General features: G+C 41.5%; 22 protein-coding genes and 1 other annotated feature. Of the genes, 7 read left to right on the top strand and 15 right to left on the bottom strand.

What is annotated here, in order from left to right:
- The first annotated feature begins 51 nt into the window (after positions 1-51).
- The 5 genes from MKX97_RS00820 (at position 52) to yedF (ending at position 4,006) form a co-directional block, all read left to right on the top strand.
- Positions 52-582 (top strand): RNA polymerase sigma factor, encoded by a 531-nt coding sequence (locus tag MKX97_RS00820; RefSeq protein WP_139365978.1) that lies wholly within the window; start codon positions 52-54, stop codon positions 580-582.
- On the top strand, positions 579-1,451 hold the full coding sequence (locus tag MKX97_RS00815; RefSeq protein ID WP_221837686.1) for a DUF3298 and DUF4163 domain-containing protein: 873 nt from the start codon (positions 579-581) through the stop codon (positions 1,449-1,451). Before MKX97_RS00820 ends, MKX97_RS00815 begins: the two co-directional genes overlap by 4 nt.
- A gap of 148 nt (positions 1,452-1,599) precedes the next feature.
- On the top strand, positions 1,600-2,457 hold the full coding sequence (locus MKX97_RS00810; protein ID WP_342536696.1) for a polysaccharide deacetylase family protein: 858 nt from the start codon (positions 1,600-1,602) through the stop codon (positions 2,455-2,457).
- A 111-nt stretch (positions 2,458-2,568) separates the two neighbouring features.
- Positions 2,569-3,777, top strand: a complete 1,209-nt coding sequence (gene yedE / locus MKX97_RS00805) for a selenium metabolism membrane protein YedE/FdhT (RefSeq protein WP_342536695.1) — start codon at positions 2,569-2,571, stop codon at positions 3,775-3,777.
- Positions 3,767-4,006 carry a sulfurtransferase-like selenium metabolism protein YedF gene (gene yedF, locus MKX97_RS00800; protein ID WP_009766610.1) on the top strand — a complete coding sequence of 80 codons (240 nt, stop codon included), beginning with the start codon at positions 3,767-3,769 and terminating at the stop codon, positions 4,004-4,006. The genes yedE and yedF overlap by 11 nt, the downstream gene beginning before the upstream one ends.
- Positions 4,007-4,170: 164 nt before the next feature.
- Here the strand turns inward: yedF and MKX97_RS00795 are convergent, their stop codons facing one another.
- From MKX97_RS00795 to MKX97_RS00770, 6 genes are all read right to left on the bottom strand, one after another.
- On the bottom strand, positions 4,171-5,823 hold the full coding sequence (locus tag MKX97_RS00795; RefSeq protein WP_342536694.1) for a BCCT family transporter: 1,653 nt from the start codon (positions 5,821-5,823) through the stop codon (positions 4,171-4,173).
- Positions 5,824-5,948: 125 nt separating this feature from the next.
- Positions 5,949-7,031, bottom strand: a complete 1,083-nt coding sequence (locus MKX97_RS00790) for a tartrate dehydrogenase (RefSeq protein ID WP_078817700.1) — start codon at positions 7,029-7,031, stop codon at positions 5,949-5,951.
- A gap of 19 nt (positions 7,032-7,050) precedes the next feature.
- Complete coding sequence (locus MKX97_RS00785) at positions 7,051-8,493, bottom strand: aldehyde dehydrogenase family protein (RefSeq protein WP_078817637.1); 1,443 nt, start codon at positions 8,491-8,493, stop codon at positions 7,051-7,053.
- A complete protein-coding gene (locus MKX97_RS00780) occupies positions 8,486-9,580 on the bottom strand; it encodes an aromatic ring-hydroxylating dioxygenase subunit alpha (RefSeq protein ID WP_078817638.1) in 1,095 nt (364 codons plus the stop codon). The genes MKX97_RS00785 and MKX97_RS00780 overlap by 8 nt, the downstream gene beginning before the upstream one ends.
- Before the next feature lie 43 nt (positions 9,581-9,623).
- The gene (locus MKX97_RS00775) at positions 9,624-9,872 is read right to left on the bottom strand and encodes a ferredoxin (RefSeq protein WP_342536693.1); all 249 of its coding nucleotides are present in this window, start codon (positions 9,870-9,872) and stop codon (positions 9,624-9,626) included.
- Positions 9,873-9,896: 24 nt separating this feature from the next.
- Positions 9,897-10,931 (bottom strand): NAD(P)/FAD-dependent oxidoreductase, encoded by a 1,035-nt coding sequence (locus tag MKX97_RS00770; RefSeq protein ID WP_342536691.1) that lies wholly within the window; start codon positions 10,929-10,931, stop codon positions 9,897-9,899.
- Between the two features lie 248 nt (positions 10,932-11,179).
- On the opposite strand from MKX97_RS00770, the gene MKX97_RS00765 reads away from it, so the two are divergent.
- Positions 11,180-12,544 carry a sigma 54-interacting transcriptional regulator gene (locus MKX97_RS00765; RefSeq protein WP_342536690.1) on the top strand — a complete coding sequence of 455 codons (1,365 nt, stop codon included), beginning with the start codon at positions 11,180-11,182 and terminating at the stop codon, positions 12,542-12,544.
- 181 nt (positions 12,545-12,725) lie between these two features.
- Here the strand turns inward: MKX97_RS00765 and MKX97_RS00760 are convergent, their stop codons facing one another.
- The 5 genes from MKX97_RS00760 to MKX97_RS00740 all read right to left on the bottom strand — a co-directional run bounded on the left by MKX97_RS00760 (position 12,726) and on the right by MKX97_RS00740 (position 18,233).
- Positions 12,726-13,625, bottom strand: coding sequence for a stalk domain-containing protein (locus MKX97_RS00760; RefSeq protein WP_342536689.1), 900 nt, complete (start codon positions 13,623-13,625; stop codon positions 12,726-12,728).
- A gap of 232 nt (positions 13,626-13,857) precedes the next feature.
- A complete protein-coding gene (locus MKX97_RS00755; RefSeq protein ID WP_342536688.1) occupies positions 13,858-15,444 on the bottom strand; it encodes a 2-isopropylmalate synthase in 1,587 nt (528 codons plus the stop codon).
- Between the two features lie 52 nt (positions 15,445-15,496).
- Positions 15,497-15,734: a binding site (T-box leader), on the bottom strand.
- Positions 15,735-15,933: 199 nt separating this feature from the next.
- Entirely contained in the window at positions 15,934-16,578 is a 645-nt protein-coding gene (locus MKX97_RS00750) for an FMN-dependent NADH-azoreductase (RefSeq protein WP_040758692.1), read from the bottom strand.
- Between the two features lie 151 nt (positions 16,579-16,729).
- Positions 16,730-17,068, bottom strand: a complete 339-nt coding sequence (locus MKX97_RS00745) for a winged helix-turn-helix transcriptional regulator (RefSeq protein WP_009766622.1) — start codon at positions 17,066-17,068, stop codon at positions 16,730-16,732.
- 328 nt (positions 17,069-17,396) lie between these two features.
- Complete coding sequence (locus MKX97_RS00740) at positions 17,397-18,233, bottom strand: TetR/AcrR family transcriptional regulator (protein WP_342536687.1); 837 nt, start codon at positions 18,231-18,233, stop codon at positions 17,397-17,399.
- Positions 18,234-18,333: 100 nt separating this feature from the next.
- Here MKX97_RS00740 and MKX97_RS00735 point away from each other — a divergent pair, with 100 nt between their 5' ends.
- On the top strand, positions 18,334-21,420 hold the full coding sequence (locus MKX97_RS00735; RefSeq protein WP_342536686.1) for an efflux RND transporter permease subunit: 3,087 nt from the start codon (positions 18,334-18,336) through the stop codon (positions 21,418-21,420).
- Positions 21,421-21,503: 83 nt separating this feature from the next.
- Here MKX97_RS00735 and MKX97_RS00730 read toward each other — a convergent pair whose 3' ends face one another.
- From MKX97_RS00730 to MKX97_RS00715, 4 genes are read right to left on the bottom strand one after another with little or no spacing between them, the layout of a single operon-like run.
- Entirely contained in the window at positions 21,504-22,094 is a 591-nt protein-coding gene (locus MKX97_RS00730) for a malonate decarboxylase holo-ACP synthase (RefSeq protein ID WP_342536685.1), read from the bottom strand.
- A gap of 2 nt (positions 22,095-22,096) precedes the next feature.
- Positions 22,097-23,779: a biotin-independent malonate decarboxylase subunit beta gene (locus MKX97_RS00725; RefSeq protein ID WP_342536684.1), complete on the bottom strand. Its 1,683-nt coding sequence runs from the start codon at positions 23,777-23,779 to the stop codon at positions 22,097-22,099.
- Positions 23,772-24,068 carry a malonate decarboxylase subunit delta gene (locus MKX97_RS00720; protein ID WP_078817649.1) on the bottom strand — a complete coding sequence of 99 codons (297 nt, stop codon included), beginning with the start codon at positions 24,066-24,068 and terminating at the stop codon, positions 23,772-23,774. The genes MKX97_RS00725 and MKX97_RS00720 overlap by 8 nt, the downstream gene beginning before the upstream one ends.
- Complete coding sequence (locus MKX97_RS00715; protein ID WP_342536683.1) at positions 24,019-24,888, bottom strand: triphosphoribosyl-dephospho-CoA synthase; 870 nt, start codon at positions 24,886-24,888, stop codon at positions 24,019-24,021. Before MKX97_RS00715 ends, MKX97_RS00720 begins: the two co-directional genes overlap by 50 nt.
- Positions 24,889-24,894: the final 6 nt, after the last annotated feature.

Raw genomic sequence — 24,894 nt, 5'->3', positions numbered from 1 at the left:
CAAAACTTTTTTAGAACATCGTCCGTCAAATGATTATGACGTGTTCGCGACGTGTTGAAAACTGAAGAAGGTGGATCTTTTGTCATGACAAAAAAAGAAAAATTCGAGCTAGTAGAAAACTTCATAGTGGAAAATCGAGAAGCGCATTATCGACTTGCTTACAGCTATGTTAGGAATAAAGAAAATGCCCTCGATATTGTACAGGAATCTATATTTAAAGCATTGAAATCAATTGATCGTCTCGAAGAAATTACTTACTTAAAAACGTGGTTTTATCGAATTCTTGTAAATACTTCAATTGATTTCATCAGAAAACATCAACGGATGACCGTAATGGATGATGATATTCTCAGTATGCATTTACCTCAAGCGGAAGATGAAATAATCGATATGGATTTGCGTGATGCCATCGATCAGTTAGCTCCATATGATAAAACTCTTATTATTCTTCGCTTTTTTGAGGATTTAAAAATCGATGAAATCGCAACAGTAATGAACGATAACATCAATACGATTAAATCAAGGTTATATCGGATATTAAACAAATTACGCATTAAAGTCGGGGAGGATTTTAAAGTATGAAAGATATGAATAAGTTAAAAAAAGACTATGAGGAAATAGAGATTCCAAATGAATTGGAGAATGTTGTGAAAGAGTCAATTCGACAGGCAAAAGCACCACAAAAGAAGCGCTCTTTTCTTAAACAATGGTCGATTGGAGCGGCAGCAGCGGCAGCTTTATTTGTCGGTAGTATCAATGTAAGTTCGACTTTTGCGCAGGCAATGGTAAACGTTCCTGTTTTAGGATCGATTGTTGAAGTTTTCACCGTTCAAAACTTAACGCTGGATGAAGACACCTATCAAGCTGACCTTTCTGCACCCGCAATTAATGGTTTGGAAAACGAAGGTCTGCAAACTTCATTGAACAAAAAATATATTGAAGAAAACAAGGAACTCTACAAACAATTCGAAAAGGAAGTCGAGGAGATGAAAAAAGCAGGCAATGGTCATATGGGGATCAGTACCGGTTATGAGGTGAAAACCGATACCGACCAGCTCCTTTCGATTGCCCGCTATGTCGAAAACACAATCGGCTCTTCTTCGACAACTATGAAATATGACACAATCGATAAGCAGAAAAACATCGTCATCACGCTGCCAAGCCTTTTTAAAGATAATGCGTACATTGATGTTATTAGTTCATATATCGCAAGCGAAATGAAAAGGCAAATGGCAGAAGATGAAGAAATCACTTACTTCTTAGCCGAAGAATCAGAATCGGGCTTTGAGTCAATTCAACCAGATCAAAACTTCTATATTACTGCTGATCATAAACTTGTGATTTCATTTGACGATTACGAAGTCGCACCCGGTTTCATGGGCGTCGTGACGTTCGAAATTCCTTCATCGATCCTCGGAAACTTATTGGTCAGTGACACATATATTAACTAAGCGCTTTACACGGCAGCGTAGCGGACGGTGCATTGTCTGCTATGCCGCTGTACATAATGATTTTTTAACTCTTTAAATAAGGTACTCCCTCATTCAATATAAAGTCAGAAGAGAAAGACAGCCCCAGGAGGATTGAATAACAATGAATGTGTCACAAGATACATATGCCGAAAAAAGAAAGGGAAATAAAAAGCGATTTTTCATCTTGCTTCTCATACTGCTCATCCCTATTTTTTTTACCGGTTTTTTTGTAGGGAAATCATTTTCTGCTCCCAAAAAACCTATCGATCCCGAAGTAACAGAAGACGTGGAAGCTCCCCTCGTTCAAGAGGAGCAAAAGCCTAAAGAGGAAGAGCAATCTAAAGAAGAAACTAGTGCAGTTGAAAAGCCCACAGGAAAGGTAGTGTATCTCACTTTTGACGATGGCCCCAGCAAACTGACAGACGAATTTCTGAACGTCTTACAAGAGCATGATGTGAAAGCAACGTTTTTCATGCAAGGAAAAAATCTGAAGAAAGAATACTTACAAGAAAGTGTAAAACGCGCAGTAAAAGAAAGACATTATATCGGTGCGCATAGCATGACGCATGATTTTAAAAAATTATATAAAGAGAACCAATTTGTACCTGAGATGCGAGAAACATTAGAATTGATCCGGGATATTACTGGTGAATCCCCGCACTTAGTTCGCCCCCCTTATGGTTCGGCACCCGGGTTGAAAAATGAACAAATTCGCCAACAACTTGTTGATGCTGAAATAAAAGTGTGGGATTGGACAATTGATTCTCAAGACTGGAAATTAAAAGACAACCCAAATCAAATAATAGAAAATATTAAACTTGGTACAAAGGATGAAAAAGAAATCGTTTTGATGCATGAAAAGACTCAAACTTTAGCTGCACTTCCTGAAGTTATTAAATTTTATAAAGAACAAGGATACCAATTTGCTATTTACGATGAGTCTGATCATTTCGTTCTCAACTTTCTGAATGACATACGACTGTAAATCTTTTAAGAGTTTTTTTGTCCGACTTAACTATTGGATTATAATTTCTCTTGATTTCTCCTCAATTAAGACTAAACTAGAAAAAGGTCTTTCTATGAGGAGCAAAAAGACATGAAAACAATGATTCAAACGACATTACAACGTTATTGGAACCCCTATGCAGTCCTATTGATTGCCGGGATTCTCAGTGCTTTATATTTTGGTCTGACTTCAACTGTTTGGGCAGTGACCGGTGAATTCACTCGGTTGGGGGGAGATCTCCTGAAACTTTTTGGAGTGGATATTTCCGGCTGGCAGTATTTCGACATGGTGCACTTGAAAGGAACAACGTGGAGCCGCCCCGATGGTTGGATTGTCTGGGGAATGTTCATTGGCGCTCTAATCATGGTGTTATTAAGTAATAGTTTTAAAATTCGCCTCCCACAACAGAAGCGCCGCTACGTTCAAGGACTTGTCGGGGGTATTATTGCGGGATTCGGAGCGCGTTTGGCACTCGGCTGCAACTTGGCTGCATTCTTTACAGGTGTCCCTCAGTTTTCCTTTCACTCCTGGATTTTTATTGTCGCAACAGGAGTCGGAACCTTTTTCGGGGCAAAGTTAACTAAAATGCGCTGGTGGAAAGGCCGTCCTTCCCTAACCCGTGGTGCCGCGAAACCTTCTACAGTCAAAAAGCTTGTCATCCAGCCTTATGTTGGCGGTACAATTGCAGTCCTTTACATTGGTCTGGTAACTTACTTCTTCGCCACTGGGCAAAAATTGCTAGGCTTAGGTGCACTATTCGGTCTCGCTTTTGGTATTCTTATAGAACGTGGGCAAATTTGCTTCACTTCAGCTTTCCGCGATTTATTTCTCGTTGGACGCAGCGTTATGGCAAAAGCAATTATCGTCGGAATGGCCGTCAGCTCTGTACTAACTGTCATTGTGATTTCTGTATATGACTTGACGCCAATCACTCAAATCGCCGCTCTTAGCACGTTTGTTGGCGGTGTGTTATTCGGTCTCGGCATAGTGATGGCCTCTGGCTGTGAAACTGGAATGATGTACAGGTTGATGGAAGGCCAAGTCCTTTTCCTTCCCGTTTTTGCCGGCAATATTATTGGTGCAACCTTCCTTGCCTACGCATGGGATCATCTTGGCGTGTATGATGTATTGGTTAAAAGCGGTGCCAAGATCAACCTGTTGGATTCAATCGGTCCAATCGGTGCTATTGCCGCAACGCTTGTTATGCTAGGTATACTGTATGCCTTAACGAAATATCGGGAAAAACGCTATCACTACAAGCTAACTATAAAAAGAGGAGCGGACATACATGCAAAATGACAAAGAAGCCGATTTCACACTTGACCTACGCGGTGAATCTTGCCCTTACCCAGTCATCTATACGCTGGAGGCCCTGGAGGGAATGAACAAAGGTGAGCTTTTACAAGTCATCACCGATTGCCCAGGTTCTTTCCGGAATGTTCCGGAAGAAGCATTGGCGCACGGATATACCTTTGCTCAGGATCCCATTAAAAATGGACAAGAATATCTATTTTATATTTACGCATGAGAAAAGGCAGTGTCCACGGAGGACACTGCCTTTTCTTTTTTAACGTAGGGCTGTCCTGGTAACGAATTCTCGGAACAGCCCTTTTCATTTAATCTTTTACTTTACCAATCGGTGTCACCGCTTACAACGGTACTGGCTCACCCATTGCTTTTTGATAAAGCAAATCATTTGTTCATGACTACCATTTCCTTTTCCCGTGTCTCATCCACTTTTGCTAAGATGGCCGGTTCTTTCTTCGTCTCTTCCACTTCTGCTAAGATGGCCAGTTCTTTCTTCATCTCTTCCGGCTTTTCCGGTTTAGAAAGTTCCGCCTTCTCCTTCGCTTCTCTCCCAGAAATGATTGCAGCTTCTTCTCTTAACCCGATAAATGTAGAGTAGCACATGAAAAGCATCAATACTGCGATTGGAATGGCTGTGGCAACGAGAGCCGATTGCAGCCCTGCTAAGCCGCCCGTCATGATTAATACGACAGAGATAGCTGCAATGATCACTCCCCATACGATCTTCGTCAGATGTGATGGATTCGGATTGCCATTTTCACTGATCATACCAAGTACAAATACTGCAGAGTTTGCGGAAGTGATAAAGAAAACAATGACTAGCACCATGGCTAAAATACTCAAAAATACGCTCATCGGCAGATATTCGAAAAATTTAAACAGTGCCGAAGTGACGTCGGATTCCACCGCAGTTGCTAGTGCTGTTGCGCCCGCATTCTGGATGAACGTAATCGCCGAGCCGCCCATGACCGAAAACCAAGTGAAAGATCCCAATACTGGGATGAAAATCGCACCAAACATGAATTGCTTTATCGTTCTGCCTTTCGAAATCCTGGCTACAAAGCTGCCGACCAACGGAGCCCATGCGATCCACCAGCCGAAATAGAACAACGTCCAACTTGAAATCCACGAACCGTCTCCATATGGCTCCGTACGGAAAGACATGCCGATGAAGTTCTGCGCATAATCACCTATTCCTTGGAAGAGGATTTTCAAAACCATCTGTGTCGGACCAAAGAAAAACACCAACCCCAATAAAGCGAACGCCAGGAACATATTCAGGTTTGATAGATGCTTCATCGCCCCTTGAAGACCCGAGACTGTCGATGCCACATAAATAATGCTGACGACTATGATGATGATAGCTTGTGTGGAAATGCCGATCGGCACGTTCCAGAGATAATTCATGCCGCTATTGACTTGCAATGTCCCGAAGCCGAGCGAAGTCGCAATCCCAATGACAATGGACAGGATGACGATGACGTCGATGCTCTTTCCGAAAGTTCCTCGAATTTTATCGCCGACCAACGGGTAAAAGACAGAACTCAAAGAGGCGGGCAGCTTTTTCCGGAACTGGAAAAACGCTAATGATACGCCGACCACTGCATAGCAGGCCCATGCCGAAACACCCCAATGCAGGAAAACGAATTGCATTGCTGTCTTTGCAGATTCTTCCGAATAACCCGTTCCAAATGGAGGGCTTATGTAGTAGGAAACCGGTTCTGCAACTCCCCAGAAAACAAGGCTGATTCCTATGGAAGCACTAAATAGCATACCGATCCAAGTGGCCGTCCTATATTCTGGTCGGTCGTCATCATCTCCCAACCGGATATGACCGAATTTGGATATCCCGATATAAATACAAAAAGCAAAAAAAATGAAAACGCTTCCCAAAATGAACCAACCTAGATTATTATAGATGAAACTAAGTGAGGAATTGGAGAAGTGCTCTAGCTGCTTCGGTGCAAATATACCGATACTTATTAAAACTAAGCTAACAGCCAATGAAGAATAAAACACAGTTTTTTTATCTCTCATATTACCGCTCCTATTTCAAAGACCCACTTGTGTGGATGTGCCGAGAATCCCCACACACAGCCAAACGAGCGGGCATTTGTTATATTTTAATCGGTGTTATTTGCATAACACCGATTAAATTGAATTTAAGCTTTTACTGACTGCAAGTTTCCTATGATGTCTGCAATCCGGTCGCCAACTTCGGAAGTAGAGGCGCTGCCTTTCATATCAGGCGTGAGAACTTCATCCTCCACCAATAATTGCTCGATGGCGTCTACTACCTTTTTGCCGTATGCTTCATAACCAAAATGATCAAGCATTTGACTTGCAGACCAGATTGTCGCTAAAGGATTACCAATTCCTCTTCCTGCAATATCCGGCGCTGAACCGTGTACCGGTTCAAACATCGAAGGGAATGTGCCTTCCGGATTGATATTCGCGCCGGCAGCCAAACCGATTCCCCCTGCAATCGCCGCACCGACATCCGTTAAGATATCGCCGAATAAATTCGAAGTCACCACTACTTCAAATCGTTTCGGATCTGTAATCATCAGCATAGCCGCAGCGTCCACTAAATAAGAAGCTGTTTTCACTTCCGGATAATCTGCACTCACTTCCTCGAATACCTGATCCCAGAAGACCATCGAATAATTCAGGGCATTTGCTTTACTGATACTTGTCAGGCTGCGGCCTTGTTTTTTAGCTGTCTCAAACGCATAGCGAATGATTCGTTCTGTACCTTTGCGGGAGAATACACCATTTTGCAGAACCACTTCATGCTCCTGACCTTTAAACAGCCAGTCTCCCGCCCCCGAATATTCACCTTCCGTATTTTCCCGGATAAACAGCATATCAATATCTTTGCGCTCCACATTTTGCAGCGGGCAATGCGCGCCGTCCAATAATGTCACCGGACGGATATTGACGTACTGATCGAAACTCTTGCGGATGATCAGCAGCAGATCCCATAAAGAAATATGATCCGGAACGCCCGGGAATCCGACAGCTCCCAAGTAAATGGCGTCGAATTTCTTCAACTGTTCGATTCCGTCTTCCGCCATCATGCGTCCGGTCTGCGTATAGTACTCACAGCCCCAGGGGAAGTATGTGAAATCGAATGCGAAACCGCCGTCCAGTTCCGCAACCTTTTTCAACACTTTAATCCCCTCATCAATGACTTCCGGTCCGATGCCGTCTCCGGCGATAACTGCTATGTTATAAGTTTTCATTCTGCATCCATCACTTTCATCATTGATTCCAGACAACGAGTTTCATTTCTGTCATCTCTTCAATGGCATATTTTAGTCCCTCGCGCCCTGTTCCGCTTTCCTTGACACCGCCATAAGGCATTTGATCCACCCGGTATGTGGGTACGTCGTTGATGATGACACCGCCTACTTCCAAGTTTTTCGAAGCATATAAAGCATGCTGTACATTATTTGTATAAATACCGGCTTGCAGACCGAAACGAGAGTCATTGACCAGCTCAACTGCCACCTTTACTGAATCGACTTTATTAACAACAACGATCGGCGCAAATACTTCCTGGCAAGAAACTTTCAGCGCATGATCGGCATTGACGATGATCGTCGGCGCAAGAACTCCATTTTGTGCATAACCGCCGGCAAGAATTTCTGCATTACTTTTCTTTGTTTCCTCAATCCAGTCAAGTGTACGTTCCAATTCTTTTTTTGAAATCAAAGAAGAGATGTACGTATCCTCCGCTAACGGATCGCCTAGCTTCAATTGCTTTGCTGCGGCCGCAAATTTAGATGTAAATTCTTCATAAAGATCTTGATGAACGTAAATACGTTGCGTTGAGATGCATACTTGACCTTGATTTGAGAAAGCCCCCATAACACAACGATCGATAATCGAATCAATGTCGATATCCTTATCAATAATCAAAGCGGAGTTGGATCCCAATTCCAGAGTCGTTTTCTTCAATCCTGCTTTATTGCTGATACCAATGCCGACACTCGGGCTCCCCGTAAAGGTGATCAATTTTATACGCTCATCTTTGACGAGAACATCACCAATCACACTACCTGGTCCAGTAATAACATTCAACACGCCCGCAGGTAGACCCGCATCTTTGAACACTTCCGCAATGAAAAGTGCAGACAATGGAGTTTGCGAAGCCGGCTTCAGAACGATTGAGTTTCCTGCAGCAATTGCCGGTCCTACTTTATGGGCTACCAAGTTCATCGGGAAATTAAAAGGTGTAATGGCGCCGACCACACCGATTGGTTCACGCAGCGTATATCCGATCCGCCCAATACCACCGGAAGCGGCATCAAAAGGAATTGTCTCACCGTGAATACGCTTCGCTTCTTCCGCAGCAAACTTATAAGTCTCGATTGTTCTTGAAACCTCGCCTCTTGAAAACATGATTGGCTTGGATGATTCATTTGAAATGATAGTTGCTGCTTCCTCTGCTCTTTCCGTAAGGATTCTTGCAGCATTTTCTAAGATCTCTGCCCGCTGGAATGCGGGCATATTGCCAATCACCTTTCGTGAATTGTACGCAGCTTCAATCGCTTTTTCCGTCAATGCCTGATCCGCCATGGCGATATCGGCAATTTTTTCATCGGAATAAGGAGAGAAAAGAGGTGCATAAGTTGGTGCTTCCACATATTCTCCATTAATTATTAGTTGTTTGGCAGTTGATTTATCAAGTAGTTTATTCATTGAGCGCCTCCAGAACCATTTCATGGAATTGTACGATTGCTTGTTCAGATTGAGAGTAGCGCCCTCTTTCGAACGCACGTGATTTGAAGCCGAGTTGCTCTAGCTCAACCAATTCGATATCTTCGAAGCGAACTTGCTCCGCGAATGTCATCAGGTCTTTCTCTTCTTGCGTTAGTTTTTCTAGGCTATCTTCGCTGAAATAGTATGTGTAAACGATTTCAGTATTTTCATGATCGATCGGTACCAATTGAATTGTTGCCATGTTAGCTGGCCCCGGATAAATTGTAAGCATCAAGTTCGGCCACAACCAGAAAAACGATCCGCCTTGCATTTCTGCCTCATCCAGATTCACTTCCCCGTATTGTTTGTCGGGTTTCACCATGGAACCTTGAATCGAATAATTCTCACACGTGATGATTTGATAATCATCCATATCAAGTGTATCAATGAAGCTTGGGTGTGCCACGTGGCAATGGTCACATTCTAGATAGTTTTCAATAAATGCTTTCCAGTTCGCTTTGATATGACGAGACTTACGGTGAGTAAATTGTAAATTTTTCAGAAACTCAAATTTCCCCAGTCGATCGAAGAAGTCACCATAAGACTCAGCCAACGGTTTTGCATTATCATCCAAATTAACGAAAATCAAAGATTCAATAACTTCCATTCGGACGGAACGCAGGCAAGCATCTTGTACACAAGCAGCATCCTCTTCACTGCGGAAATTTGGTGCTTTGTTTAAGGCGCCATCTGTTTTGAATGTCCAACCATGATACGAGCATTGTAAAATCTTCTTTTTGCCTGAATCACTTTTCTCAAGTTTTGTCGCTCTGTGCGGACATACATTATAAAACGCGCGAAGAACTTCATCTGTTCCTCGGATTATGATAATTGGGTCATCGCCGATCTCAGCAGTAAAAAATGCACCTTTCTTTTCCACTTGGCTCACATGGCCGACCAGTTGCCAGCTTTTTGCGAAAATGAGTTCCTTTTCTTTCTCTAACACACTCGGATCTGTGAATAAATTATAAGGCATCGTTTTCTCAAATTTTCTATCTGTTGCATTCTGTACTTTGTTATAAGCCATTTCTCATTCTCCTTTAGGTTTCTATTTTATTTTTCCAGTTAAATTAACTAGCTTCTACTTTCTGACAAGAAAACGGTGTGTCGGACATTTTGATGGAGTTCGTCGGACATCCTTCAAATGCATCTTCTAGATCCTCTATCAAATCCTCAGGGACTTCAGTAACCCCTTCATTCTCATCTAGCAGCGCATAGGCAAAACCATCAGCTGTGTAATCAAATAATTCAGGTGCAACAGGGTTACACGCTCCGCAAGCGATGCACGTGCTTCGCTCCACCATCGTAAATTGCGCCATATCTCGGCCTCCTACTTTTAGTAATCAGTTCGCCCCGACTTTCACTTTCTTCGAAGCTTCTTCTTTATCTCCCATGACACTCGTGCTGTGCAGCGGCTGCATTTTCGCTGTTGGATCTATAAATACTTTGGCACTGCTGACTGCAACCGGTGCCTCTCCAAAACCTGAAGCAATCAGTTTCACTTTCCCTTCATATGTGCAAATATCTCCAACTGCGTAAATTCCTTCGATATTCGTTTCCATTTTCGAGTTCACTACAACAGAGTTTTTTTCTATTTCAAGACTCCAGCCTTTAATAGGTCCGAGAGAAGAGACAAAACCGTAATTGACCAGTACATCATCAACCTCCAGCTCTAAAAGCTCTTCTGTTTTTGAATGTTTGAGGAGCACTTTTTCAATTTTCTCTTCACCTAACAATTCAACCGGAACGTATGGAGTCAACCGCTCTACTTTCGATTGCTTCAAAAGTTCCACGCTATGCTCATGGGCCCGGAATTTGTCGCGGCGATGAATGATTGATGCTTTTTCAGCAATTGGTTCAAGCATGAGTGCCCAATCCACTGCTGAATCTCCGCCGCCGAATAATGCGACCTTTTTTCCTTCGAACTGATTCATATTTTGAACAAAATAATGAATATTTTTTTCTTGAAACTTCTCTTCGCTTTCGATCTCCATTTTGCGTGCTTGGAAGGCTCCATTTCCAGCAGTTATAATAATCGTTCGAGAATAGTGGATTTCTTTATTCGTAGTTAATTTGAATACGCCATCTGCTTCTTTCTCAACTTGCATCACCGTTTCTCCTAAACAGACAGTAGTTTCAAATTGATTCATCTGTTCTATTAGATTGTCTACTAGCTCTTGGGCTCTAACCTTAGGGAATCCCGCAATGTCATAGATATACTTTTCGGGATAAAGAGCGGCAAGCTGACCTCCAAGTTGGGGTAAGCTTTCAATGATCTTAACGGACGTTTGGCGAAGTCCCGCGTAAAATGCTGTGAATAAGCCGACCGGACCGCCGCCAATAATTGTGATGTCGGAAATTTCAGCTGTTCTATTCATGTTGTACCTCCTTGTAGCCATTCATTTGGATAGTGTGATATGTTACGAGGCAACTAGGGATTACCCTTGTTTTTTTCCACGTTACTAAATACTATTGCAAGTATTGTGCCAACTTTTAAAATTGGCATAGTAATAAGTTTTCTATCGTATTTTTTAAAAAACATTGATACAATTGAGTCAAAATCCGCTCAAAAGAATAGCGTTTTTTCCAAAACTGACTCACAAAATGTTTAGGAAGGTGACACCGTATGGCCGATAATACAGAACAACCGAAAATGAATTTATCTCTGGAATCACTACTGAGAATACTGGATTACTCATCAGATGAAATATTTGTATTGGACAAGGATACAAGGATTGTCTATGTCAATCGGATCTGTGAGAAGCATTATGGAGTTAGGAAAGATGATGTAGTAGGAAGATATAATGACGATTTTTTTAACGAAGGCTACTGGACGCCTTCCGCTGTTCCGCCCGTGCTGGAGAAAAAAGAGCCCGTATCGATTCGGCAGCAAACAAATATCGGCGCTGAGCTGCTGACCAGGGGTTTCCCTATATTGAATGATCAAAATGAGATTGAATATATGGTGTTCACTGCAACTGAAATCAAGGATTTTACACGTCTAATAAAGACGGAGGAAAAACATTTACAGGATAATGTAAAATCAGAATTCACAAATTCCGTTATCACGAACAATCAAAAAGTACGTAAAATCTTAAGTTTTTGTGAAAAAGTCGCTCCTACAGACTCGACTGTATTGGTTCACGGCCAGTCCGGTACCGGCAAAGGCGTTATTGCCTATCATCTGCATAAATTGAGTAAAAGAAAAGACGGTCCTTTTTTAAATGTGAATTGTGCAGCAATTCCAGAGGAATTGCTGGAATCGGAGCTGTTCGGATATACAGCGGGCTCGTTCACAGGAGCTAATAAGGAAGGTAAAATTGGTTTGTTCGAGGCAGCTGATAATGGGACGATATTTTTGGATGAAATCGGAGAATTGGCCTTGCCTTTGCAAGCAAAAGTGCTTCAAGTCATTCAGGATAAGAAGTTTATACCGGTCGGAAGCAATGTGAGTAAAACGGTTAATGTCCGCATTATTGCCGCAACAAATCAAGATCTACTCAAAATGGTCGAAAACAAAACTTTCCGAGAAGATTTATATTACCGGCTCAACGTTATCGATATCCATATGCCGCCCTTGCACGAACGAAAAGAAGATATCGTACCGTTAGCATACAGTTTTTTAAGTAAGTTCAATGAAAAATACAATTCAAACAAAATAATTTCTGAAGAGTGTTTAACAGTACTCTTCCATTATTCATGGCCAGGTAATGTACGCCAGCTAGAAAATCTGATGGAACGACTGGTAATTACAAGCGAAGCAGTCATCGAAGTGGAAGATCTGCCAGAAGTGATTCTAGAGAAGGTCAAAGATATCCCTGAATTGGTCTACTCAAATTCATTAGAAAAAGCATTGGATAATGTGGCGGGAACGATGGTCAGAAGATCCTATCAGAAATTTGGATCTTCCAGAGGAGTAGCAACAGATCTTCAAATTAGCCAGTCCAAAGCCTCGCGACTAATTCGTGAATATTGTCAGGGTGAAGAGTGACTATAAAGAATTGAAGCGTTAAGAATCCTAAGCGTGTTTCCCGATTGAAGGCACTCTATGTACAATTAACATATGAATAAAAAAGCTGTTCATAGAAAGTCATATTTTAATGACTTCCCTGAACAGCTCCTTCTTAACTTCTATCAAAACTCGTAACTGCGCTTACTTCGCGAGCACAACATCATTGCATCATATCTTCAATAAGCTCAACAGGTACATAGGTCTTCCAACGTTCAAGCAAATCAGGTGCTACGTCAAATTGACGAAGTGATTTGTTGTAGCCATACGCCTTTTCACCTCGGGTAATCGTGTAAGAACGAGCATCTTTGGATATGATAGCCCCTTTGCCCGTGGACTCGACCTTATATCCAAGTTCCACAGCAAGTGCCCGAAGCGGTACCATCTTCACCCCATTTACCATGTGGTGGTCGGCAGCAATCATTTCCTCGATAACAGAATTCGTTTCGGAATCTGAATCATCTGCATTGCCGTCAAGAACCACTACTTTTTCTGGTGTAGTCTGGGCAGGGATGCTTCTAGTGGTCATCGTATAGAAAACCAGCAAATCCTTTTCTGGTAGATCAGCGGCAGTTACTTCTTTGCCTGAAACACTAGAAAGAACCGTCTTTTCATCCACATTTAATTTCAATGATAGATGTTTACTTAACAAGTCTTCATCAAATGCCTCAACCGCTACGAAACCTGTCTTTTCCGTTTCCACAATAACAACATCGGGACTGTACTGTGGCGGATAAATCATAATCATCGGTTTGTCTGCATTCGTGTACGCAACAATCTTATCCCCTTTTTTTAATTCTACCTGTTTGCCGGTGTTATCGAAGACTAGCGTTTCTTTCATAACAGCCAAGACATTCGTCTCTTCACCATCTTTGATTGAATAAAGAGTTGACTGCTCGCCTACCTCAACACTTTCAATCGTCCCTTCAACTTGTACAAATGACGGTTTTACTTGCATCTCTTCTGAATTGCCTCCCTCATTTGCAAAAACTGCAGCGGGTGTAAGTGCTCCGCCTACAAGTAGTGCAGACATCGCGAATGGCACAGCTTTCTTCATCTTCATAAAAAACCAACTCCTTTTATGTTTTCATAAGAGTAGTCGTATGAGAATGGATAAAGTTACAAGAATAAAAGTCTTGTAGCTGATCCTAATTTATATTACGAATAAAAACTAGTTCTCAACCGACGTAGAACGGTTTGAGAACTTGTTATAAAGACATCTGTTGGAACTGCCGCCCACGACTTTTGAGAATAGACCCGCTGCGTTCATTGACTCCATTACACCCCCGAGAAAATTAACTATTTACGGCGGCTGGTTGCACAGGTGCTTCCTTTAGACTGGTAACAATCACACTGTTAATGGCATTCATGTAAGCCAATGCGCTCGCTTTTAGTATATCTGTATCTGCTGCTTTTGCGATATATGTTTCCCCTTCATGTTCAATCGTAATTTTCACTTTACCCAGTGCGTCTTTCCCTCGCGAAACACTGCTGATATCGTACTCCACCAACTTGACGTTAATTTTCGTTATATCGGCTATCGCGGAATAAAGAGCGTCAATTGGGCCAGAACCGACTGCACTGGACATGAAGACTTTTCCGCCTTTACGAATCTTCACGCTTGCAGAAGGAAAACTTGAATTGCTGACGACTTGTAAGTCTTCAAATTCAAAGAAATGGTCGCTGTAATTGGTCACATTCGCCTTTTCATGCTGTTCATAATAATTTTCGACGATTACATATAGATCATGATCATACACTTCTTTCTTCGCATCAGCCAATGCTAGGAAACCTTCGAAAATCCCTTCAAAATCCTTTGGCGCCAACTGGGCAAATCCAAGATTTTCAAGTGCATTTTTCACAGCATGTCGTCCGGACCGCGCTGTTAAAATCAGCTCCATATCATCTAGGCCAACATCTTCGGGATGAACGATCTCATAGGCGTCTCTTGATTTCAGTAAACCGTCCTGATGAATACCAGAAGAATGAGCAAAGGCATTGTCTCCTGTAATCGCTTTGTTCACTTGCACATCCAATCCCATAAAGCTGGATACTAGACGCGATGTATTGATAATTTCTTTTGTGTTAATACGTGTATTTACGTTATAGACAGCATTCCTTGTTTTTAGTGCCATGACCACTTCTTCCAACGCTGCATTGCCAGCGCGCTCGCCAATTCCATTAATCGTACACTCTACTTTATCCGCGCCGTTTTTGACAGCTGCCAAAGTATTGGCCGTTGCCATACCTAAGTCATTATGGCAGTGAACGCTCAGTAAAACGTTAGGATTCAAATTTTTCATTCGATCATTCAATTTGTAAATCATTGCACCGAATTCCTCAGGTTCAGCAAAGCCCACCGTGTCGGGCACGTTAATCATGGTAGCCCCCGCCTTCATGACAGCTTCGATGGTTTTCCATAAATATTCAAACTCGGAGCGTGAAGCATCCTCCGTTGAATATTGTACTTCCGGCAATAGGCTTTTTGCGTATTTTACTGCATCCACGCCAATTTGCAGGATTTGATCTCTGGATTTATTGAATTTCTTCTCCACGTGGATGTCAGACGTACCAAGCACCATATGAATCATAGGGTTTTCAGCATATTTTACCGCATTGTAAACCGAATCGATATCTGCTTGAACTGCACGCGCCAATGCGGTAATCATTATATCGCTTGTGTTACCTACTTTCTGGGCAACTGCTTGGACCGCGTCAAAATCACCTTGAGAGGATGCAGGAAATCCAGCTTCAATAATATCGACACCTAATTTCTTGAGCTGCTGTGCGATCTCTACTTTTTCATAAAGATTCAGTTTAGCTCCCGGCACCTGCTCGCCATCACGTAACGTTGTATCAAATACCCAAATTTTTCTACTCATTTCTCTGCACTCCTTTTTTAGTAAAATAAAAAACCCCGCCTCTATATCGAAATATAGAGACGAGGTTATACTCGCGGTACCACTCTAATTGACCTGTCGTATAGACAAATCCACTTATCGACAGCCATCACTGTCTATCCCGATAACGGAGGAAACCGACATCCCTTACTATCAAACGTTCAGGGAGTGACTCCTGGATGAGTTCAAAATGTGCGCCTGCTGATTTTCACCAACCATCAGCTCTCTAAAAAGACACAAACACTTCTACTAGTTCCATTCTTGGTCTGCAATGTGTTATTGAAAGCAATGATACGACGGATATTTCAGATTGTCAACAGTTTTCTGATAACTATTTTAAAAGTATTTATTCGTTCAACCAATTTCAGCTCCTCGCACCAATAAAAAAACCACCCGCACTTGACGGATGGTAAGAGTTTGCAAATAAATGCTGTATTAGTAACTCCGGTGAAAACTTGTTACATTTTTAAATTACGCGTGAACAGTCAGTTCGAGTAAACGATTAGCAGAAGCTTTTACTTCTTCCATGCCTGAAGCAATGATTTCTCCCGCTTTATCAGGCATTGCGTTGTGGCCTTCTATAATCACTTCATCAATGATTTGCATACCGAAGACACCACCGACGACATTGCGCATATAGTTAACAGCCATCTCCATTGGAGCCGCTTCAGGAGCTGAGTAAATACCGCCACGAGCGTTTAGGAAGATTGCCTTTTTCTCTGTCATTAAGCTGACCAGGTTACCTTCAGCATCGTATTTAAATGTAAAACCAGCAGCATACACATAATCGATGAATGTCTGTAATTTAGCCGGGATTGTTAGATTCCAAAGTGGGAATGCAAACACAATTACGTCAGCAGCTGAGACTGCATCCATTGCCTTTTGTTTTGCAGCTAAAAGGCGTGATTCAATTTTTGTTAATTCTCCACCGTTTTGCACTTTACCGAAAGCATTAAAGATTTCTTGTCCAAAATAAGGCGTGTCTTCTTCAAAAACGTCGTAAGTTATAACGTTGACGTCTTTACCCTCTAATTCAGCCATAAATGTTTCGTACATTTTACTTGAAACCGCTTCTGTAGCAGGACGATTGTTTGCTTTTACTACTAAAATGTTCATACTCAAAACTCTCCCCTTGTATCTATTTCTCTTGCTGTATATCTTTATTATAATTTGGTAACCACTTTTACATAAGTACGCACTTAAAAGTGGCATAGTATCAAAAAGTATACTACTAATAATAAAGTTATTTTTTTACGATGTCACTCAATTAATCTTGGACTTTTTGCATTTTACGTAATGTATGTGCAGTACCCCATTCATGCATCGCTGTTAAAATAGGTTCTAAACTCTTTCCATAGTCCGTCATGGAATACTCTACCTTCGGCGGCACTTGGGGGTAGACTTTTCGACTGATAATATCCTCTTCCTCCAGTTCACGAAGCTGAGTGGTTAACATTTTCTGTGTGATTCCTGGCACCCTTCTTTTTAGCTCACTGAATCTATGCGTACCTTCATGCAGTAGAACCAATAATATGATCGGCTTCCACTTTCCTACCAGGATGCCAAGCGCATCTTCTACTCGACATAGCTCCGGTTGCACTGCCATCTATTATCACCTTCTAGTAGTATCATTTTATACACTACATGACTTGTAATCATGTACTTCCAATAATATATCCAACAACTCATATTAACATTATAGAAATGGTTTTGAAAGGGTTGATAAACTTGGAAATGTATTATATTTACCCACTGTTGCTGTTTGACTACTGGTATTCATCTTTTCAAGAGCGAATATCATGTAACTAGCTACGTACAAGGCAAAAACCATTGCCCTACCAAACAAAAAGTAAGGGGTTTCCCTTTCAATACGCATCCCTGACTGAAGGGGAAATCCCAAAGAGTACGCCAAGTGGATGGATTAGCTGTTTCCTTTAGAGTACTTCAAAATAACCCCGAAGCAAATAAGAGGTCCATTTACACTGGGGGTGATTTCGGATATTTTCAAGTAAACCTTTTACAATCGCAGGGCTTAACGCTGGTTCGATTAACTGTTGCTTGAGGAGGATTAATGACTCTTTTTCAATAGATTCTTCAATTTCATTTATATTTTGTTCAATGAGTTCAAGGATTTGATCCATCGTTTCTTCTTTTCCCTTTGATTGGTGAAGCAGTTGAACCAGCTCAGTTGAAATGAACGGGATTGTAATATTTCTTGCCAGTACATTTGTTTTTTCCACAAGCGACCGGGCTAGTAAATCTAAATCCAACGGTAAATTGTGAAATAAAAACAACTCTGCGTATGTTTTCATAAAGCCTTTAACACAGTACATTACGTCATGCTTTGTCTGATGGATCTCATCACCATATAGCCTTTCAACCATCGATAAAATTATTTTATCCATTGCTTGGTCGTAGATATGGCTCTTTTGAAGAAATTCCTCATTAAATGATCGTATTTGTTCTTTAATAAGAATCTTGGCAAAATCAGCGTGTTTACTAAAGGAATTGAAAATAGTGTAATAAAATTTATATAAAAGGTCTTCTTTATTTTTTGTGTTTTTGACCACATAGTCAATATCCGAGGTGAACTGCATCATAAAGTAATCAATCAATGCCAAAATCAATTCGTCTTTAGATTTAAAGGTTAGATAGAATGCACCTTTTGAAATACCACATTCATCGGTTATTTGTTGCACTGATGTTGCTTCAAAGCCTTTTTCTGCAAATAATTCTATTGCCTTCTCCATAATCAGCTGTTTTTTTGTCATGAGTATCTGATCGCTCCTAAGGTTTTTCGTTGACATGTGACTTATTAGTCATTAGTATAGGAAATTGAATGAGGTTAGTCAAATAAGGGAAGGTGTAAGAGTGAAAGGTTTAGTCAATTTCGTCCTAAAGAATAAATTAGCAGTTTGGTTGCTAACAATCATCATTGTTGCATCGGGTATCTATTCAGGTACAAAGATGAAAACAGAGACACTTCCGGATATATCAATTCCATTTTTAATGGTTATGGATGTCTATCCAGGAGCCACCCCCGAGCAAGTAATGGAAGAAATTTCCATGCCATTAGAAAAAGCAGTCGAAAATCTCGAGCATGTGAAATCCGTTTATTCAAATTCTTATTCGAATGTATCCAATATTCAAGTAGAATACGAGTACGGCATAGACATGGATGAGGCGAAACGCGCATTAGACGCTGCATTAGATGAAGTGTCCTTGCCTGAAGAAGCCGAAAAACCAACGATTACAGCACTTAGCATGAATATGATGCCAGTCGTTGCATTAAGTGTAAGTAGTACGACTGAAGATATTGTGGATCTAACATCTACTGTTGAAGATATTTTACTTCCAAAGATCAACAAAATCGATGGCGTGGCATCTGCAACCATTACAGGCCAACATATTGAAGAAGTACAACTTACGTACGATGATAAAAAGATGGCAGAACTGGATATTACGCCAGATACAGTGAAAGAAATGATCCAAGCGAGTGACTTGGCGGTGTCATTAGGTCTTTATGAATTTGATGAAGGTGAGCAGGCTGTTGCGGTAGACGGCAAGTTCATGACAGCAACTGAATTAAAGGGTATGCTGATTCCTGTAACACCATCCGAAAGTAATCCATCACCTTTTGTGAAGCTTGGTGACATTGCGACAATTGAAGTTGTCGGTAAAGTAGAATCCGTTTCAAGAACAAATGGCGAAGATGCCATTGCCATTCAAATTCTGAAAGGGCAACAAGCCAACACGGTGGATGTTGTCAATGCCGTAAAAAAATTAATCAAAGAAGAAGAGAAGTCAATTGACGGTCTTGTCGTCGACGTATCACTCGATCAAGGAGAGCCAATTGAAAAATCTGTTTCAACAATGATTGAGAAGGCGTTATTTGGTGGAGCAATTGCAATATTAATCATTCTGCTCTTCCTACGCGATTTTAAATCAACGATTATTTCAATTGTATCTATTCCGGTATCAATTTTCATGGCTTTACTGCTATTAAATTGGATGGATATTACGTTAAATATTATGACGCTCGGCGCAATTACCGTGGCGATCGGTCGGGTAATTGATGACTCAATTGTCGTCGTGGAAAATATATATCGGCGCTTGCATTTGAAAACAGAGAAGTTATCAGGACGCGCACTTGTACGTGAAGCGACGATTGAAATGTTCAAACCAATTATGTCCTCAACTCTTGTAACAGTTGCGGTATTTGCACCACTTATTTTTGTAGGTGGGATGGTTGGTGAGTTGTTCATGCCATTCGCATTAACGATGACATTTGCACTCGGTGCCTCGTTAATTGTTGCCATTACAATTGTTCCTGCGTTATCTCATTTCCTATTTAGGAAAAAGCTATATGGTGAGAAAACAGAAAGTAACCATAAGGAAGCTGGAAAACTAGCCAATTGGTATAAAGGCATCCTTAGCTGGACGCTAAATCATAAAGTCATCACTTCTATCATCTCAATTGTATTGTTAGCTGGAAGTGTGGCGTTGACACCATTAATTGGGTTTAGCTTTATGGGTAGTGAAGAAGAGAAAACGATGTACCTAACGTATACACCCGAGACAGGCGAGTTAATGGAAGATACGTTGGCGAATATTGAAGTTGTAGAACAAGAGTTATTAAAGCGTGACGATATTGATATTGTCCAGTTATCTGTCACGGATGCGGGAGACCCAATGTCTGCAATGATGGGCGGAGGTTCGAATGGTGCACTAATGTTCCTCATCTTTGATCCAGACATGAAGAACTTCCCTGAAGCTCGCTCAGAAATCGAAGACTATGTATTCGACATTGGCCAAACTGGAGAGTGGAAGAGCCAAGATTTCACTTCGATGGGCGCGTCTACAAATGAAGTCAGCTACACTTTCTACAGTGAAAATTTAAACAAACTAAATGAAGCCGTAAAAATGGTAGAAGACGTTATGAATGATAACAACCGTTTAGAAGATGTTTCTTCAAGTGCAAAAGACGCGTACGTTGAGTACAAACTCAAGGTAGAGCAAGATGAATTGCTTCAGTACGGGCTAACGACAGGGCAAATTGTCATGATGTTAAACCCAACAAGAACTCAAGATGTCTTAACGACAATTGAAAAAGAAGGAAATTCATTAAAAGTGATTGTACAACAGGAAGAGGCTGTTCAACCAAAATCGATTGATGATTTATTAGAAACAGAAGTACCAACGGCACTTGGTACAACAATGAAACTTTCAGAACTTGTAGAAGTTGAGCAAGGAACAACGCTCAATGAACTTGCCCGAAGCCAAGGGGAATACTACGCAACAGTTTCAGGAAAAATTCTGGATGATGATATTTCAAAAGCTACATCAGAAGTCGATAAGGCAATTGATAAATTAGATTTACCGAAAGGTGTAACAGTCGATGTAGCAGGTGTTGCTGCAGATATGACAGAAACGTTTACACAACTAATTGTGGCGATGCTAGCGGCTATTGCCATCGTGTACTTCATCTTGGTTGTTACATTCCGTGAAGGGGTTGCACCGTTTGCCATTCTCTTCTCGTTACCATTTGCAGTAATTGGTTCATTTGTCGGTTTATTAATTGCTGGCGAAACCATCTCTATCTCTGTCATGATGGGGCTATTGATGTTAATTGGTATCGTTGTAACGAACGCGATCGTCCTGGTGGACCGGATTATCCGTATGGAACGTACTGGCATGAAAATGCGCGAAGCAGTTCTTGAAGCGGGCGCAACGCGTCTACGTCCAATTTTAATGACCGCAATCGCTACAATCGGTGCGCTCATTCCGTTGGCAATTGGATCCGGCGGTGGCGGCGGTTTGATATCCAAAGGACTTGGGATCACAGTAATCGGTGGGTTAATCAGTTCAACTTTGTTAACATTAATTGTTGTGCCAATCGTTTATGAGATATTATCTAAGCTCTTCAAGAAAAACCGTATGGAAATAGAAGAAGACTAACTGAAAAGCCCTACAAGGAGTTGTACTTCCTTGTAGGGCTTTTTTTAACAAAATGACTGTTACCATATCACAGTAGGAGTAGCTTAATTGCTGCGAAACAAATTATCCCTTTGTACCAAAAAAACACCGGTACCTGTACGCAATAAGACAGTAGTTGATGTGACAAGTTCATTCAAGAGGCAAGCCCCAAAATTAGCAACTTCGACCTGTACATCTACCTGATGATTCAATTGTTGAATTTGTTCATGCAAGCGTTGGAGCGGTTGAAGCGATTCCATTCTCTCTTTGTAAAGAATGACATCGATATCACTCTCTTCCGTACAAGCATGAATTCCTGTAGCCATCGTAAAACCTACACTTCCTCCAATTCCCCAACGGATACCGCGGCATATTTGTCTGAGATGTACAATTGTCTGTTCATGACTTTTTGGTATTTGTCCAAAAGTCGCCTGTTCTGGTGTTATTACTTTTTGTATATTATCTAAAGGTGTCAGGGCAGCAAATCGCTTGGTGCGATCATTCCCCCTGAATCCAATGGGGACAATATTTTCGAGTGTTTTCATACGTCGGACAACCGCTATGTTTTTTGCCGTTTTTTCTGTTAACACCCAATCAGGTATAGATTCTCTGCTTTCAATCGCAAGGGCAGATTCCAAATATACGATGTCGTGCACTTTTACTTCCATTGTGAATTTATAGCATTCCGTACAGCAATTGAAGCTTTGCGGCCTTTCTTAACAGCCTCTGGCGATTGAAGACGGATACGCAATGAACGGTCAGTGGATTGCAATATATCATTAGTAGCTGATTGGATGGATTCCTTTACCTGCTGCAATTGCTCATTGGACGGTAGATCGGCATTAATACCTTGAAGCAATTCATGAATCGCACCTAGCGATTTAAAAGAATGAACATCATATGCCATAGATGGAACAGTTTTTGCAAACTCTTCTAATTCTTCAACCGTGCGCATCGTCACTAAAGCAGCAGACTTTTTCGACATGACATGTACTTGAACTTGATCATCATCAAATGCAAGGATACGATTACCTTGCATACCATGTGATAGAAATGCTCCGGAAATTGCTTTGCCTACAACCAACGTTACGATAGGGTGACCCTGCTGACGGGCAGTGGCATATGCCTCTACACTAGCAGAACATGCTAAATAAATACCGAATAGTTCTTCATGGTAACCAAATGCTTGCCCCGGTACATCGACTATTGGTACGATAACTCTTTTTTCCTTAGAACCAGCATCTTCTTCAACGGCTTCGCGCACATACTTTGCGACTGTCCAAGCTTCCACTAATCCAAATTCACCATGTCTTGCTCGATAAAATTTATTTCCTTCGTCCGGAACGACAGCAATATATCGAAACTTTTTTCCATCCTGCTCTTTATCAGCAACCAATACTGTTGGTGTCGGTGAAATAGATGGCGCATGATCCGTAAGAACGTTGAACCAAGTACGTCCTCGACTTGCTGTTTTTCCATTGCTCGTGTCATACTTTATTTCAATAACCTTGGTACGATTTTGCAATAGAGTTCTGGATACTGAAGGATCTATTTTTCCATCTAAAGAAAGTTCATGCAACATACTTAAGAATTCTTCATACTGCAACGTCCGATTGGCGAATGTCGGGTTACTCCATACAGATTCAATTGCTTCTATATAGTTGGGTACATCGTCCTCCACGACCCGATCCACCAATCCACTCTTCAAGCGACCTTTACCGCCAATCATTTCCCAAATGAATTGCTTATTTTTTGAATTCAGTTCTTGAATTCCCGCTTCTTGCTCTACTACTTCGGGTCCGTTCATTCCCAATCGGCCTTCTCTTGTCATCACAAGGGCAGAACATAATCCCGCCGTCAGAGACATGCCACCAAATGAACCAATTTTACCTGGAATAATGCCAACCACTGGAACGTACTCTTTCAAAGCCACTATAGCAGAGCTGATTTCAGCTATAGATAACAATCCATAGTTTGCTTCTTGCAGTCGAACTCCGCCTGTGTCATAAATGATAACCGGATAAATTAAGTTACCATTTTGGCAGTCCTCAAGCACGCTTTCCAATGCTCCTGCAAATTTAGCACCCGAAACTTCACCGATCCCTCCCCCCTGAAAACTACCCTCAATTGAAATAATTAATGTATGTCTCCCTTGAATTGTCCCTTTCATGATAACCATGCCGTCATCACTCTGAGGTACTATGTTCTGTGCTTCCAAGTGCGGGGATTCAAATCGATCAAACGGTCCTAACAATTCTCTTGCCGACCCTTCATCCAATATGGCTTGCGCTCGTTCTCTCGCTTTGCTTTCTACAAGACTAACAGGCAATGTACTAACCATTCATACTCACCTCCGCAGCTTGAGCTAACCGAATTGAAACTACACCGGGAGTAGCTCCGAAATCATTAATTGTTATAGAAGCAAGAATTTGTTGTTGGGCCATAAAACGTTCGATTACTCTTTTCCAAGTATCCGAATAACCTGTAATTCCAGTACGAATTTCTACAACCGTTTCTTCGCCTTTGGTTGGTTCCAGCAAAATTTCCAAATCACCTGACCCTACGACTCCAACATGCGTTTTACGTTGAATGGGCCGATTTGCCGGAAATGTATAAGTCAACTTTTCCATATCGCACACTCCTTTGATTTTTCGAGATCCAATTTGAAATAAAAAATGTTGCTGCCAATAAATCTGCCGAACCGCCAGGCGAGATCCATCGCTTTATAAACTCATCGTCTAGACGAAACAGTGCTTCATCGGAGAAGTTTTGAATTGCTTTACCGGCTTCCTTCTGCGCATAGCCTACTGCTTCCAATCCTCCCCTGTGGGCTAAGCAAGTATCGTTTAAATTTGATACCAGTGCCAGCAAGGTCAGCAGTTTCGCCTCTGTGGATGTATGCGTTTCACGCATCTTCTTATAAGTAGGATAGCTAATGTTCTTAATATGCGGAAAGCCTGATTGAGCTTCTTCCCTTGCGCCGGACATTCCATACTTTTTCTTCACGTTTCCCCCATTCGTTTGTTGAACAGGAATTAACCGATCCGGCAGTTTAGCAAGCTCTGCTGCATCAGCTAGTACTTGCGGAAATGAGATTTCTCCTTTTCGGCGGGCCATCGCACTACAAAGCAACCCGATTGACCAAATTGCTCCTTTATGTGTGTTAACTCCATTTGTAACCGCATACATCTGTTTTTCACCTTTACGTCCAATTGCACCAAATTGCTCACGTAAAAAAGTTGTTGGAGATTTACCGTAATGAAGATCAGCCATCTCATAAAACGTATCGTGCAAACAGATTGCAGATTCCCGCATCATTTGAATATTTAAGTCTAGATGGGAACCATTATTCCGCATATCGACCAAGCCTGGTTTAGGTGTTAACTCTACTTCTTCAAGCAGTGCCGCCACAGCTTCATCTGCTATTTCCATACATACCTTTTGGCGCACTCCAAT

Origin of the sequence: Sporosarcina sp. FSL K6-3508, assembly GCF_038615825.1 — a bacterium.
GTDB classification, from domain to species: Bacteria; Bacillota; Bacilli; order Bacillales_A; family Planococcaceae; genus Sporosarcina; species Sporosarcina newyorkensis.
This window is presented reverse-complemented; position numbering and strand designations above follow the sequence as displayed.